Raw genomic sequence first — 14,071 nt, 5'->3', positions numbered from 1 at the left:
TCCCGTTGAATTGGATTATGTTTAGAAAGCATATTAATCACCTCAAGCATTGTATTACTTCTATTTTAAATCAAAAAAGACTCCCGACAAGTACGATTTTCATCGAGTTTGTCGACAGTCTGAACAAGCGCTTATGATATGCGCTTGTTTTTTTGTGCATGGATAAATTCATATCTTCGCTTTTGGATGGATAAGGGAAATTTCCACATCCAACAAACTCATTATTTCAAAAACCTTTCCGGAAAATCGGTCATAATCACTTCGACTCCGGCATTAGTTAAAAATTCGCTGCGGGATTCATCATTTACGGTATATACCCGCAGCGGAAACCCTGCTTCCATTGCTCTCCTTCCAAGCTCGGATAGGGCAAACCTCTCTTCACAATGAATGCTGTCTGCACCGATAGTTTTCGCCATATCAAGTGCATTTTCAGGAATACCTTCAATCAAATAACCCGTCTGTATCGTTAAATGGCAGGCCCGGACTCTCCTCAGGCTCTCCGCATTGAAGGAAGAGATAATGACACGCTGTTCCAATCCATATTTTAGGATAAGGTCCATCACCTTTTTTTCCATCCCGGGATAGTCTATCAAATCATTTTTCAATTCAATATTGATCATCAGCTCGTTGCCCTCCATCACTGCCCATTGCAAAAGCTGCTCCAGATCAGGGATTGTTTCTCCGGCGTTCACTTCCGCAAACCAGCTCCCTGCATCAAGCTGCAGGATTTCTTCAAATGTCATGCCCTTAATATAGCCTGTTCCGTCTGTCGTTCTGTCCACCTTTTCGTCATGAATGATCACAAGCGTACCATCCTTTGCCATCTGCACATCCAACTCAATGCCATCTGCTCCCGTCTCCAATGCAGCCTGAAAAGCGGCCATCGTGTTTTCAGGAAAACGTCCGCTGACACCGCGGTGGGCAAATACTTTTGCTCTTTTATTCAATATATCTCCTCCTATGACAAAAACATCATCATTCATATTCTATTCTACAAACCGTCGCAAAATCATTTTTTCATACCTGTAAAACCCCGCTCAAGTTTCACTTCGCATTCGATTCCATTATAATGAAAACTATGAAACTTCTTTCATACCAGTACGTATAACAAATTATCCATACATAAAAACGAATTTAGGAGTGAAATCTGTGGGAGTTCGATTGAGCAAGGGACAAAAAGTAGATTTGACCAAAACCAATCCTGGTTTGCAGGTTGTAATGGCAGGATTGGGCTGGGATGTCAGCCACAATCAATCTCAATATGACCTGGACGCTTCAGCATTTTTGACAGACGCATCAGGCAAAGTGCAAAGTGACAGTGACTTTGTGTTTTATAATAATCCGTCCGGCGGAAACGGGTCGATTCTCTATAGCAGTGATAACAGAACGGGAGCCGGCGCGGGGGATGATGAGCAAATTCGCATTGAATTGAATAAGGTGCCGCAGCATATCCAGCGGATTGCGTTTACCATTACTATTCATGATGCACAAATGAAAGGGCAGAACTTCGGACAAGTTTCGAATGCGTATGTGAGAATTTATAATGCCTTGACAAATGAAGAGCTGCTCCGCTTTGACCTTGGGCGTGATTTTACTGTTGAAACAGCCATCGTCGCCGCAGAACTTTACCGCCATAATGGCGAGTGGAAATTCAATGCTGTTGCAAGCGGATTTCAGGGAGGATTAGCTGCTCTGTGCCGCAATTTCGGTATTTCCGTAGATGATGAGCCTGCTCCAAGTCAGCAGACGTCATTCGGTCATGGGCAATATCAGCAGACGGGAAATCACGGATTCAGTCCACAGCAAAGCCAGCCGACTCAATCAGCCTATAGCCCTTCTTCCTTTAACCAGCCTGCCTACAATCAGACTGCATACAGCACGCCTCCATCACAGCCACCTGCAATGGGCGGCCAGACAGGATATGGACAGCCCATACATGCTCAATCCTATTCAGATGGAAATATGGCCTGCACCCGATGCGGATCCACTAACATTCGTACCGGCCAAAAAGGATTTGGCCTTGGAAAAGCAGCTATCGGGGGACTTATCCTTGGCCCTGTGGGACTTCTCGGCGGCTTCATCGGGAAAAACCAGCTCAAGCTCACCTGTAATGCCTGCGGCAATTCATGGGCGCCTAACCAAACAGATTATGCACAGTGGGCCAATGACCAAAAGCGCCGCGCCCAGGAGCTTTTCACCCGATTCAAGAGCCAGGATGTCCTGGACGCCGTTGTAGCTTCATGCGCTCTTGTCGGCATGGCAGATGGCAGGCTTGATCCATCTGAGCGACAAAAGATGATGGAATTTGTAAACAGCAGCCAGGAATTAAAAGTGTTTGATACTCAAAAGGTGATACAACAATTCAATATGTTCGTTCAGCGGATTGAGATGGACCCGATCATCGGCCGGGCAGAAGCCTTCAAAGCAGTTGGCCGGGTAAGAAACAAGCCTGAGATTGCCCGTCTTGTTGCCCGTTATTGCATCGCTATCGGTTATGCTGATGGGAACTTTGATCAAAATGAAAAACAGGCTGTTACCGAAATCTGCATGGAACTCGGATTAAATCCACATGAATTTCTATCTTAATTTTGCCTAAGCTCTGCCTTAATGCGGCAGAGCTTTTTTTGCATTTATTCCCACCACCTCCTGAATATGCCGCATACAAAGGACACATGCGGGTATACTCAAAAAGATAAGAGGTCTGTTATTTAAGAAGGAGGTAATATTTTTGAAGGAAAGTTCATCTACTGAACGCTATATGCCCATGACTTCCACCACGAGCGGAATGATTGTAAATGAAGCGGATGGAGTTTACTGCCTGACAGTTCAGATTGTTAATGTTTGTTTTGTGCGAATATCGGAAAAGCCCGGCGACTGGGTTCTAGTTGACGCAGGCATGCCAAAATCTGCAGAGAAAATCATGGATGCCGCCGAAGAAGTTTTTGGAGAAAACGCCAGACCGAAGGCCATTATTCTTACACATGGCCACTTTGACCATGTTGGTGCAATTATTGATTTGGTTGAGCGCTGGCAGGTCCCTGTATACGCACACACACTGGAAATGCCCTTCTTAACCGGACAGCAGGATTACCCAAAACCTGACGCGAGTGTTGAAGGCGGACTTGTCGCAAAGATGTCCCCTACTTTTCCGCATGAAGGCATCGACCTCGGAAACCATATACAGTCCTTCCCTGAAGACGGAAATGTTCCCTATATGGAAGGATGGAAGTGGATTCACACACCAGGACACACCCCTGGCCATGTTTCCTTGTTCAGGGAATCGGATCGCGTGCTGATTGCAGGTGATGCTTTTGTAACAGTGAAACAGGAATCCTTATACAGTGTCCTCACCCAGGAACAGGAAATCAGCGGCCCGCCTCGCTATCTGACGACAGATTGGGATGCGGCCAGGACATCCGTACAGAAACTTGAAGCTCTTCAGCCGGATATCGCCATCACAGGACACGGGATTCCCATGGCTGCTGCTGTATTAAGAGAAAATCTCACCCGACTTGTGAATGAATTTGATGAAATTGCCATTCCCGATCACGGAAAGTATGTAGACGGGGAACGCTAGATAAAAAGCAAGATCCAGCAAAATGACTGGATCTTGCTTTTAATGTTTAAAAAACTTAAATAAAGGAAGAGTATAAAAAAACGAATTTTAATAGTTCAGGAGGTTCATATATGCATCTTGAAAATTTTACAGGAAAAAAGATTCAAATAAAATTCAAGAACTTTCCAAATGATCTCGTCGGATCTATTACAGCATTTTCCAGCCTGATGAGTGGTACCTTGTTAAACTGATTAAAACAGAAAACATGGGAATCTGGGTCGAGAACCCTTGCTTCAAGCGAACAATGGTGCAAAAAGAAGACGGTACCAACATTCCGGAAGAACAGCAAAAAGAAGAAGATTGCGTTACCCATTTTCTGATCCGCTGGGATTACATCAGCTCTGTCATTACCTTTCCAGACAAGAAGACGACCCTAGGTGTTGATAAGAAAGCTAAATTAATAGGTTTTCAGCCCTCCTAATAGATAGATCATCCCTCGGTGCTTTACACCCGGGGATTTTTTATTAGAAAAGTTCCCCTTTATAGACTATGATATATTTACCGACTTTTCAAAAAATAATACGGAGGCATACACATGACAAAAAGAACCTGTATCATTACACATGATCTGGAACCCTCTCAGCATGAAAAAATAAAAGAAATCATTCCCGATTGGGAGCTCATTACGGGCAAGGATTCCTCAAACTGGCAAAGTACAATGAAAAAAGCCGAAATCATCGCCGGCTGGAAAAAGGAACTTAAAGAGCTGGTTCTCGAGGGGGACAGCAAACTTCGCTGGTTCCAATCCTGGAGTGCAGGTGTCGATTCCCTCCCCTTGGCAGAAATGAAATCACAGGACATTCAGATTACGAGCGCCAATGGCGTACATGCCAACCCTATTTCTGAAACCATTTTCGCTCTCATGCTCGGGCTCACCCGAAAAATCCATACATATGTGAAAAATCAGCAAGCAAAAGTATGGCACCACTCCGGATTAAAGCTCGAAATACATAATAAAACCATCGGCCTGATTGGCACAGGTGCCATCGGAAAAGAAACAGCCAGGATTTCCAAAGCATTCGGCATGAAGGTGATTGGAGTCCGCCACTCTGGAAGATCTGAAGAGTATTTTGATGAAATGTATACGCCCGGACAGCTGAACGATGTGCTTCCTCAATGTGACTATGTTGTCGTTACCCTTCCGCTTACACAGGAAACCAGGCAGCTATTCGGAGCCGAACAGTTTTCCCTCATGAAGGATTCTGCCTTCTTCATCAATATCGGCCGAGGGGAGATCGTAAAGGAAAGAGATTTGATCGACGCACTGCAGAACGGATTGATTGCCGGTGCAGGACTTGATGTATTTGAAAAAGAACCGCTTGCGGAAGACAGCCCGCTATGGGAGCTTGATAACGTCATCATTACTCCACATACGGCCGGATCGACAGAACACTATACCAAACGCGTAATTGAAGACATATTTATTCCCAATTTAAAAGAGTATATAAAAAGCGGTATACCAGGCATTAATCTCGTTGATTATCAAAAAGGATATTAGAGGTGACAGGTACCTATACCACTTTGTCTAACTGGTATAGGTACCTGTCACCAATACCGGCTACTTTCTTTTCTCCGCTTCCTGAATACTAAATCCTCCAATGCTCCAGATCCTGAAAGTACACCTCCCACGATGAGAACCAGTCCAAGCACGTGGTTGATGGTGATAACTTCACCAAGGATCAGCGCCGAGCCTGCCAGTGAGAAAAAGGTGTTCAGATTTAAAAATATACTGGCTTCTGCCGGCCCGATATTACGGATGGCTGTATTATAAACCATATGGCCGACAGCTGTTGCCAATACAGCTGATGCGGCAAATGCAGCCCAGACATAGATTGGGGCTTCCGATAGGCCCTCAAGCCCGCCAGGTTCCATTACGCCCGCCAGTACAAACAGGATAACTCCTCCAAAAACCAGCATATAGCCTGTCAGCAATCGCGGATCAAGTGTTTTCGAAGCTTTGCTGATTACAATGAAGCTAAGAGCCTGTGAAAGAATGGACAGGAATACAAAGAAATCACCCGGAGTTAAGCTTGATACCCCTTTATTTCTGGAAAGAACAATAAAAGTCACGCCTGCACCGCCAAGCAGAAAACCAAGCACCTGAATGCCTGTAGGCTTGTGACGCAGCAGAATCGAAGACAGTATAGCTGTTAAAAGAGGACCCGCACCTAATATAAGCCCTCCATTCACCGCACTGGTCCCGGTCAGGCCTATAGCCAATAAAAGATGGTGGCTGACCACACTTAGAAGTCCGCCAAAAACAATATACGAGATTTCCCTTAAGCTCGGCTTCCTCACTTTTCCCATTATGCCTAATATTAAAAACACCGTTATACCTGCAGTTAATATTCGCAGAGATGTAATTGAAACGGGAGGGAAATAGCTTACAAGAATCTTTATTATGCTGACATTTAATCCCCACAGAGCCATGATGAAGGTGAGGAGAATGTATGTTTTTATGTTCTTCACATCAATCCTTCTTTCCAAGAAATCCAATCCCATAATTTGTATCATTTTATCATAATTAATTGAGATTATGTCTTTTAATGTTTATTTGTTTGAGAGGTGAGTCCTCGTTTCTTTTGATATAATAAAACTATAAAAATGCGGGGTGAAGACTATAATGAACTCAAGCGATTTGCAGAAAAAAGCAGCCGGGGAAAAAGCAGCCGAGTTTGTAAGGAGCGGTATGACTATTGGATTAGGCTCAGGATCTACTGTGTTTTGGTTTTTAAAAAGACTAGGTGAGTTAATTAATGCTGGCCTAACAGTAAGAGGAGTACCCTCCTCTCTGAGAACGGAAGGATGGGCAAGAGAGTTTAATATCCCTCTTACAGATTTTTCAAAAACCCAGCTACTTGATTTGGCCATTGATGGAGCAGATGAGGTTGATCCTTATTTTAATTTAACAAAAGGGGGTGGAGGATCGCTTCTGAGAGAAAAAATTGTAGATGCCTACGCAAAAAAACTGATTATTATAGTGGATGAATCCAAACTAGTAAACCAACTGGGCAAATTTCCTCTTCCTGTAGAAGTTGTACCTTTCGGCTGGGAACTGACCTCTAATAGAATTGCTGAATTAGGAGCGATACCACAGCTAAGGGTTAACGACGGAGAAATCTTCGTCTCGAATAACGGAAATTACATATTAGATTGCCAATTCGAAAAGATACCGAATCCAAAAGAGCTTCATAATCAATTAAAACAAATGACAGGTGTCGTCGAGACCGGTCTCTTTATTGATATGACAGATTTAGTGCTAGTCGGCAGTACCGGCAAAGTAGATTCGCTCAAGAAGAAGGAATAAAAAAAGAGAGGGCTCCCCTCTCCTTTCTGGTCTAACTTGGTATCAAATCTCTTCTAATTGGTGTAAAAATATCTAAGATAATACACTCTTCAAGCACTGTTACCTGATGCTCCACATTAGAAGGAATGTATTGAATATCACCTTTAGCGAGGACCCTTTTTACTCCCTTCACTTCGAATTCTACTTTCCCCTTTTCTATATAACTGATCTGTTCTTCAGGATGCTGATCAACATCCCCTTTAAACCCTTTTGCCAGTTCTACTTTTACAGCCATCAGTGAACCTTCACTGTTAAGAATATCTCGTTTTACCATGATGACTTCCTTTCTAAACAAACTGTTCTAAAATAATCCCGGATTCATCAGCTTAGGCAAATAGAATGCAATATCCGGGAAAAAGGCTACAAATAACAGCACCGCCAATACTATTAAAATATATGGGATCACAGCTGTTAAGGACCTTTCAATGCTGAGATTTCCAATTTTCGCTGCCAAAAGAAGACATAAACCGTATGGCGGTGTTACAAGTCCGATCGCTAAAGTCATAACAATAATTAGTCCTAAATGAACCGGATCCATTCCAAATTGAGAAGCAGTCGGCAATATAACTGGAACAAATAAGATCATTGCTGGAATAGCATCCATGAAAGTTCCGATAAATAAGAAAAATGCGATAACTATTAATATGAATACCCATTTTGCTCCAACATTATTTACAAAAAAGTCTTGAGCCATTGTTGATAACTGATAATAGCTCATCAGCTCCCCTAGTGCACTTGCAGCTGCAAGTGCAAATAATGACAATGAACTTAATGCCAGAGTATCCATTAGTATTTTTGGAAGATCGGCTAGCTTTAAAGTTTTATAGAAAAACATGCTGATTAAAAGTGTATACAGAGAGGCCACTGCAGCAGCTTCCGTTGCTGTAAAGAATCCTGAGATAATCCCTCCAATTATAATGATTGGGGTAATCAGTGCAGGGACTGTTTCATAAACCAGCTTTAAAAATTGTTGAATACTCGCCCTTTGGGATCTTGGGTAGCCTTTCTTTAATGCCATAATGTATACAAAAAGCATCATGCCCAAGCCAACTAATATTCCAGGAATAATCCCTCCAAGGAAAAGAGCTCCTACAGAGGCATTTGTTAAACCTGCAAAAATTATCATAGGAATACTCGGCGGAATAATTACACCAATTGTAGATGATGCTGCCGTTACTCCAACCGCTGTTTCAGTGTCATACCCCTGCTTTTTCATGTTTGGTATTAAGATTTTCCCAACACCAGCAGTATCTGCTTGCGCGGCTCCTGAAACCCCGGCAAAAATCATAGAAACTAGGATATTCGCATGTGCCAGTCCGCCTCGGATATGGCCTACAACAGCAAGGGAAAGATCTATTAATTTCTGCGAAATCTTACCGCTGTTCATTAAGTTAGCAGCCAGGATAAACAAAGGAACAGCTAGCAGCACAAATGAATCAATACCATTAAGCATCTTCATCGGAACCGTTACTTCAGGTATATACGGAACGGAAAATATTCCAAGAAGCGCAACAATTCCTATTACAAATGCAATCGGAACACCTATCAGCATAAGGACCAGGAATAAACCTACTAAAATAATACCAATCATACTTTAGCCTCCCCTTCCTTAAGATGTTTAATATTATTAACCAGGTGGCTTATAGAATAGATGGACATTGTTAGACCCATCAATGGAATGGAGATCCATACATACCCCATCTTCATCGCCGGAAGTGAAGCCCAATTATAGTTCCAGAAATTCTGCACAGCTTGAATGCCATAATAGAACAATGCAATGGCAAACAGTAATACAATTACATCACTAACAATTAATAACAAGGCTTTAGATTTCCCTTGCAGCTTTTGCTCAAAGAAATCGAATCTAAAATGTTCTTTCTTATTGACCATTACAGAAGCCCCCATAAAAACGGACCAAATAAATGAATAATTAGCTACTTCTTCTGTCCAAATAACAGGTATACCCAAATGTCTGGTTACTATCTGAACAATGATGGTAATAAAAAATGTGGATAAACTTATTACCCCGACGGTCATCTGGATCTTTTCTAGAATTTTAATCATGCCTATCGCCTTCCCTCCTAGTAAGGATTAAAGGGAAGACAGCATGCATTAACTCTTCCCTTTAACAATTGTTAAAATTATTTAAGATCTTTTATTTTCTTCAGTAAATCTTCAGCACCCAAGTCTTTAGCGGTTTTTTCCTGTAAAGGCTCAGCAAGCTCGATGAATGGCTTTCTATCAATTTCGTTTATTTCAGCTCCATCTGCAATGGCTTTCTCCCTATACTCTGCTTCCTGAGCATATACAGCTTCCCGTTCTGATTCAACAGATGCTTTTGCAGCTTCTAAAATAGTATCCTGCTGTTCCTTACTATAAGAATCAAACTTTTTGCCATTAACTAATAGAAATCTTGTTGTATAATCGTGTGCAGTTTCAGTAATATACTTTCCGTTTTTAGTTTTATGGTGGTTCTGCTGAATAAAGTATGGATAAGAGTTTTCAGATGAACCTACGACATTTTGCTGCAATGCCTGATATAGCTCCCCCCATGCAATAGAAGTGGGAATAGCACCTGTTTTCTTCCAGTAATCAGCAATAACTCCTGATGTTTGAGTTCTGAATGTCAAACCCTTTAAGTCTTCCATTTTTTCGATTGGCTTTTTGCCATAGTAATGTCTTACACCAGCAGACCAATAACCAATTAGTTTAAAGTCATTATTAGACTTCTCTTTCACAAGTTCAGCCATTTCCTTTCCAACATCCCCATCAACAACTTTTTCCCAATGGTCATAGCTGTCAAAGAGGTATGGAAGCGCTAATAGATCAATTTCCTTAATACCTGTTTGAGTCATAAATCCTGGAGAAACTAATACAACATCTGCAGCTCCTAATTTAAGCTTTTCAACAAGTTCTGATTCTTCTGTTCCAATAGTTCCTGCATGCACTTCAACTTCAATATCTCCGTTGGATTTACTTTCTGCTACTTCCTTAAATTTTAACAAACCTGTTTGATATGGGTTATCCGGTGAAGTCTGATTATGGGCAGCCACAATTTTAATTTTTTTGGCACCAGCTTCTCCGCCTGCCTCTTCTTTACTGCTGCATCCTGCTAAAACAGCTGAAAAAGCTAGAAGTAATACAAAAGAAATGGACAATATCTTTTTCATTCTATAATCCCCCTTAATCTTTTTATTTGTAGATTTTTTTTGCTATTTCGGTATATTTACGAGCATTCTTTGTCAGCATAAGAAAATCCTCAGCATTATTCAGGTGTTTTGGGTTAACAAGGCTTCCTCCAACCCCTGCTGCCAAAGCACCGCCTTCAATATATTCATTCAAATTGCCAGTATTAATTCCGCCTGTCACCATTAACGGAATATGCGGGAATGGACCATGTATATTCCTGATATATCCAGGGCCAAAGGCATTAGCAGGAAAAACCTTTATCATATCGGCACCCTGTTCAAAAGCTGTAATAATTTCTGTTGGTGTTAAAGCACCTGGGATGCTTGTTATACCATATCGCTTTGCCATTTTTATCGTTTCTGTATTCAGCGAAGGAGATACAATAAATTGGCTGCCTGCCATAATGGCCGCCCTGGCAGTTTCAGGATCCAAAACGGTTCCTGCCCCCACAAGCACCTTATCTCCAAGCTCAGATCTTACTTTTTCAATCATTCCCATTACTCCAGGAGTTTCTGCCGTAACTTCCATCACTTTCACTCCGCCATCATAAAGAGCATTGGCGATCGGAAGTATATTATCAACTGTAGCCTCACGAATGACGGCTACAATAACATGTTCTTTTATAAAATCCACTGCTTCCATTTTTTTCACCTGCCTTTTACATCTTTCTATTCCAAATTGGTATGTCTTTTTCTCATCTCTTCGTAGGCCATTTCCTGGTTCTCAGCCTGAAGTGTTCCGATGATAATGGCATCAAGAGCAAGATGTACAGATTGATCGAATTGATTGCCCAGCGGCTGAATCGTACTTGGTTCATCTGGTCTGCGGTGCTTGGTTGCAGCTGGTATGCGTAGAATTCCATCACATAAAGCAGCAATTTTCGACTCTCTATTTGTCGTTACCAGGAAAACCTTTGCTCCTATTTCTTTTGCTTTATCTGCAAACTGCAGAATGGCACCTGTAGAGCCTGATCCCGAGATGGCAACTAATAAATCCCCAGCTTCTATACTGGGTGTAACAGTCTCTCCCACCACATGTACAGGAAATCCTCCATGCATCAAACGCATTGCAAATGCTTTACCCATCAGCCCTGAACGCCCTTCTCCCAAAACGAAGATCCGCTTTGCTTCTTTAAGCAGGCAGGATAAATGAACAGCTTCTTCATCGTTAATTGCAGATAGCACTCCTGATATTTCTTCAGACACTGTTTTTATGATTGATTTCATTGTTCTAACAATCCTTTCATTGCAGCAGCAGTCTCAAAGGGTTTTTGCGCCTTTGTTATTGCACTGCCAACGATGACCGTATTTGGCTTTTTCTCTACTATTTCGGGCAAAGTATTTAGGTTTATCCCGCCGGCGACTGCAGTTTCAAGCTTGGGAAGATCCTCAGTAAGCGAAAAAATATCTGTACAGATTTCACCTTCTGCTTGCATATCCTTTCCAAAATGCAAGCTGGCAAGATCAACTCCCAAGTCGTACAATTCAATCACTTTGCTGTGTTCAAAGACACCAAGTAAGTCGACCATTATACGCTTGTTATGCTGTCTAGCCACTTTAAGAGTATCTTCTATTGTTTTATTTGCAGAAAATGCCATGACCGTTGTAATATCAGCACCCGCCTCAAAAGCTTGAATAGCCTCATGTTTACCCGCATCACATGTTTTCATATCAGCAACGATCGTTTTACCCGGATATGCTTCCCTGATTTCTCGAACGATTGCCATTCCATACTCTTTAATTACACCAGTACCTATCTCAATCCAATCAACGAAGCTTTCTGTTTCCTTTAAAACTTTTATACACTCTTCCCTCGTAAGGCGGTCAAGGGCTAATTGCAGATTCATACGATCACCCTATCTTTCTACGAATTCTCTTTCTCCCAATTGAACCATTACATCATCGAGATATGGGAGGCCTTCATTATCCCCTGAAACACTCACGACCATCGACCCTATAACATTTGCAAACTTTAAAGTCTTTTCAAGCGGCCATTTGTTTATCAGTCCGTATAAAAATCCAGAATCAAATCCATCTCCAGCACCGACTGTATCCACAACCATTTTTGACTTAAGGGCAGGAGCTTCAATAAATTTCCCTTCATGGTAGCCGACAGAACCTTTTTCTCCTTGCTTAATGGCAACATAATTTATGCCAAACTCTTTGCTGTACTCAATAATCTGCATCGGATCGCTAGTTCCCATTAACAGTTCAGCTTCATCTTCTCCTGTTAATAAAATATCAACGTATGGCAAATACTCTCTTAATGTTTTTCTTGCCTCCTCCTTACTCCACAGCTTCAGTCGAATATTCGGGTCAAAAGATACAAGGACCCCATGTTTTTTGGCAATTGATATCGCATATTTTATTAACTCTATATTTTTCTCTTTGTCTACTGCAGGAAATATCCCAGTAATATGAAGGATCTTTGAATTTTTAATATATTCTTCATCCAGCGTTTCAATGGTTAATGCAGTAGTAGGAGAATTTGTTCTGTAATAAAAAGTTCTTACACTTCCATCCCCCATAATTTCTTTAAAGTTCAAAGAGGTTGGATACCCGTCGACAAGTTCTACTTGAGAGACATCAATTCCCTCTCCCCGCACTGTATTAAAAATGTGCCTTCCAAATTCATCATTTCCTAGCCTGCTAATCCAGCCGGATTTTAGTCCTAATCGTGAGCAGCCAATTGCTACATTCAGCTCCGCCCCGCCAATTTTGCGTTCAAAAGTTGGTACAAACCTCATTGGACCGGTTGCAGAAGGGTTGAATGTAATCATGGCATCCCCAATGGTAACTACATCTTTCATGGCAATACACCCTTTTCATTTCTATTAGCACGATTCTCTAATGATAAGTTTTGGCTCAAAACGATAAACAAGCTTCTCTTCTGCAGGTGCTTTTTTCTGAATCTTGTTCAATAAGAGTTCTGCTGCTCTTTTGCCTATTTCAAAGGCCGGCTGTGCAACGATTGTTAGTCCCGGTTCATAGAAGCTTGCAAATGAGACATCGTCAATTCCAATAATGGCCAAATCCTCTGGTACTTTTAAATTATGTTCTTTCACATATTTAAGGATTTCGATTAAAGTAAGATCGTTTCCGGCAAGAATCGCTTTCGGAGGATCTGCCAGCTCCAGCATTTCCTTGAGACCCTCTTTGATTTTTGAAACTTCTAAACTTTTAACATATTCTTCCCTTACCGGAAGCCCATTTAATTCAAGCGTTTTTTTGTACCCGTTTAATCTTTCCATCCTTGGGGTAACATTTCGAATTACATTAGTGATTATTCCAATTTTTCTATAGCCATTGTCAATAAAGTGCTGAACTCCCAATCCTGCTGCCTTCCCATTATCCAGGAGCATGGCAGGAATCTGCACATCAGGCACTGTCCGGTCTACAAAAATGACCGGGTAATTCACCTTGAGCATTTCGTTATAGAGATCTGAATTATCACCGGTAGGAAGAAGGATGATTCCATCAACCTGTTTAGCGCGAAGCATTTCGATGTATCTCTTTTCCTTAATCGGATCATCATCAGCGTTACAGACAATGGTATGGAAGTCATATTGATGGCACGTATCCTCAATAGCCCTGATAACCTGGGTGGAAAAAGAGTGAAGAATATTTGCCACAATAATCCCAATCGTTGTAGTTGATTTCTGCTTTAAGCTTCTTGCCACAATATTAGGCCTATAGCCAAGTTCATTAATTGCTGCTTCGATTCTTTTCTTGGTGTTCTCTCCCATGTAATCAAACCGTTTATTTAAATACTGGGAGACTGTGCTTTTTGATACTTTTGCGTGCTGAGCTACATCAGCTATAGTAACCGTTTTCATTTAGTTTTCTCCGAATCATTCTTTTTTCTAAATCGATTTACTAAACCGGTTTACTAAATCGATTTATCACAATTATAAGAAAACT

The 14,071-nt window shown here is 41.6% G+C and carries 16 protein-coding genes; 5 read left to right on the top strand and 11 right to left on the bottom strand.

The window, feature by feature from the left end:
• Positions 1-221: 221 nt before the first annotated feature.
• Positions 222-947, bottom strand: a complete 726-nt coding sequence (locus M3205_RS10920; protein ID WP_251169931.1) for a glycerophosphodiester phosphodiesterase — start codon at positions 945-947, stop codon at positions 222-224.
• Positions 948-1,149: 202 nt separating this feature from the next.
• Between M3205_RS10920 and M3205_RS25615 the strand changes: the two genes are divergently transcribed.
• The 4 genes from M3205_RS25615 (at position 1,150) to M3205_RS10895 (ending at position 5,114) form a co-directional block, all read left to right on the top strand.
• Positions 1,150-2,586, top strand: a complete 1,437-nt coding sequence (locus M3205_RS25615) for a TerD family protein (protein ID WP_311315726.1) — start codon at positions 1,150-1,152, stop codon at positions 2,584-2,586.
• A 172-nt stretch (positions 2,587-2,758) separates the two neighbouring features.
• Positions 2,759-3,577: an MBL fold metallo-hydrolase gene (locus tag M3205_RS10905; RefSeq protein WP_251169936.1), complete on the top strand. Its 819-nt coding sequence runs from the start codon at positions 2,759-2,761 to the stop codon at positions 3,575-3,577.
• A gap of 283 nt (positions 3,578-3,860) precedes the next feature.
• Positions 3,861-4,037, top strand: coding sequence for a hypothetical protein (locus tag M3205_RS10900; RefSeq protein WP_251169930.1), 177 nt, complete (start codon positions 3,861-3,863; stop codon positions 4,035-4,037).
• Positions 4,038-4,151: 114 nt separating this feature from the next.
• Positions 4,152-5,114: a D-2-hydroxyacid dehydrogenase gene (locus M3205_RS10895; RefSeq protein WP_251169929.1), complete on the top strand. Its 963-nt coding sequence runs from the start codon at positions 4,152-4,154 to the stop codon at positions 5,112-5,114.
• A 47-nt stretch (positions 5,115-5,161) separates the two neighbouring features.
• On the opposite strand, the gene M3205_RS10890 is transcribed toward M3205_RS10895, so the two are convergent.
• Positions 5,162-6,085, bottom strand: coding sequence for a DMT family transporter (locus M3205_RS10890; protein ID WP_311315725.1), 924 nt, complete (start codon positions 6,083-6,085; stop codon positions 5,162-5,164).
• 154 nt (positions 6,086-6,239) lie between these two features.
• Here M3205_RS10890 and rpiA point away from each other — a divergent pair, with 154 nt between their 5' ends.
• Positions 6,240-6,923, top strand: coding sequence for a ribose-5-phosphate isomerase RpiA (gene rpiA / locus M3205_RS10885; RefSeq protein WP_251169927.1), 684 nt, complete (start codon positions 6,240-6,242; stop codon positions 6,921-6,923).
• Positions 6,924-6,954: 31 nt separating this feature from the next.
• Here the strand turns inward: rpiA and M3205_RS10880 are convergent, their stop codons facing one another.
• The 9 genes from M3205_RS10880 to M3205_RS10840 all read right to left on the bottom strand — a co-directional run bounded on the left by M3205_RS10880 (position 6,955) and on the right by M3205_RS10840 (position 13,986).
• Positions 6,955-7,236 (bottom strand): cupin domain-containing protein, encoded by a 282-nt coding sequence (locus M3205_RS10880; RefSeq protein WP_251169926.1) that lies wholly within the window; start codon positions 7,234-7,236, stop codon positions 6,955-6,957.
• A 27-nt stretch (positions 7,237-7,263) separates the two neighbouring features.
• Positions 7,264-8,553, bottom strand: coding sequence for a TRAP transporter large permease (locus M3205_RS10875; RefSeq protein ID WP_251169925.1), 1,290 nt, complete (start codon positions 8,551-8,553; stop codon positions 7,264-7,266).
• A complete protein-coding gene (locus M3205_RS10870) occupies positions 8,550-9,026 on the bottom strand; it encodes a TRAP transporter small permease (protein ID WP_251169924.1) in 477 nt (158 codons plus the stop codon). The genes M3205_RS10875 and M3205_RS10870 overlap by 4 nt, the downstream gene beginning before the upstream one ends.
• Before the next feature lie 77 nt (positions 9,027-9,103).
• Positions 9,104-10,132, bottom strand: a complete 1,029-nt coding sequence (locus M3205_RS10865; RefSeq protein ID WP_251169923.1) for a TRAP transporter substrate-binding protein — start codon at positions 10,130-10,132, stop codon at positions 9,104-9,106.
• A gap of 22 nt (positions 10,133-10,154) precedes the next feature.
• Positions 10,155-10,793, bottom strand: a complete 639-nt coding sequence (locus tag M3205_RS10860; RefSeq protein ID WP_251169922.1) for a bifunctional 4-hydroxy-2-oxoglutarate aldolase/2-dehydro-3-deoxy-phosphogluconate aldolase — start codon at positions 10,791-10,793, stop codon at positions 10,155-10,157.
• Between the two features lie 26 nt (positions 10,794-10,819).
• On the bottom strand, positions 10,820-11,377 hold the full coding sequence (gene hxlB, locus M3205_RS10855) for a 6-phospho-3-hexuloisomerase (protein ID WP_251169921.1): 558 nt from the start codon (positions 11,375-11,377) through the stop codon (positions 10,820-10,822).
• A complete protein-coding gene (gene hxlA, locus M3205_RS10850; RefSeq protein WP_251169920.1) occupies positions 11,374-11,997 on the bottom strand; it encodes a 3-hexulose-6-phosphate synthase in 624 nt (207 codons plus the stop codon). The genes hxlB and hxlA overlap by 4 nt, the downstream gene beginning before the upstream one ends.
• Before the next feature lie 9 nt (positions 11,998-12,006).
• Complete coding sequence (locus tag M3205_RS10845) at positions 12,007-12,960, bottom strand: sugar kinase (protein ID WP_251169919.1); 954 nt, start codon at positions 12,958-12,960, stop codon at positions 12,007-12,009.
• Between the two features lie 24 nt (positions 12,961-12,984).
• Complete coding sequence (locus tag M3205_RS10840; protein WP_251169918.1) at positions 12,985-13,986, bottom strand: LacI family DNA-binding transcriptional regulator; 1,002 nt, start codon at positions 13,984-13,986, stop codon at positions 12,985-12,987.
• Positions 13,987-14,071: the final 85 nt, after the last annotated feature.

It is taken from the genome of Cytobacillus firmus (assembly GCF_023715565.1).
Classification (GTDB): Bacteria; Bacillota; Bacilli; order Bacillales; family Cytobacillaceae; genus Cytobacillus; species Cytobacillus firmus_C.
This window is presented reverse-complemented; position numbering and strand designations above follow the sequence as displayed.

Excerpts from the sequence above, each read along its gene's own strand:
- M3205_RS10905 (WP_251169936.1), top strand. The coding sequence starts at position 2,759 with ATGCCCATGACTTCCACCACGAGCGGAATGATTGTAAATGAAGCGGAT.
- M3205_RS10900 (WP_251169930.1), top strand. The coding sequence starts at position 3,861 with ATGGTGCAAAAAGAAGACGGTACCAACATTCCGGAAGAACAGCAAAAA.
- M3205_RS10895 (WP_251169929.1), top strand. The coding sequence starts at position 4,152 with ATGACAAAAAGAACCTGTATCATTACACATGATCTGGAACCCTCTCAG.
- rpiA (WP_251169927.1), top strand. The coding sequence starts at position 6,240 with ATGAACTCAAGCGATTTGCAGAAAAAAGCAGCCGGGGAAAAAGCAGCC.
- M3205_RS10880 (WP_251169926.1), bottom strand. The coding sequence starts at position 7,236 with ATGGTAAAACGAGATATTCTTAACAGTGAAGGTTCACTGATGGCTGTA.
- M3205_RS10875 (WP_251169925.1), bottom strand. The coding sequence starts at position 8,553 with ATGATTGGTATTATTTTAGTAGGTTTATTCCTGGTCCTTATGCTGATA.
- M3205_RS10870 (WP_251169924.1), bottom strand. The coding sequence starts at position 9,026 with ATGATTAAAATTCTAGAAAAGATCCAGATGACCGTCGGGGTAATAAGT.
- M3205_RS10865 (WP_251169923.1), bottom strand. The coding sequence starts at position 10,132 with ATGAAAAAGATATTGTCCATTTCTTTTGTATTACTTCTAGCTTTTTCA.
- M3205_RS10860 (WP_251169922.1), bottom strand. The coding sequence starts at position 10,793 with ATGGAAGCAGTGGATTTTATAAAAGAACATGTTATTGTAGCCGTCATT.
- hxlB (WP_251169921.1), bottom strand. The coding sequence starts at position 11,377 with ATGAAATCAATCATAAAAACAGTGTCTGAAGAAATATCAGGAGTGCTA.
- hxlA (WP_251169920.1), bottom strand. The coding sequence starts at position 11,997 with ATGAATCTGCAATTAGCCCTTGACCGCCTTACGAGGGAAGAGTGTATA.
- M3205_RS10845 (WP_251169919.1), bottom strand. The coding sequence starts at position 12,960 with ATGAAAGATGTAGTTACCATTGGGGATGCCATGATTACATTCAACCCT.
- M3205_RS10840 (WP_251169918.1), bottom strand. The coding sequence starts at position 13,986 with ATGAAAACGGTTACTATAGCTGATGTAGCTCAGCACGCAAAAGTATCA.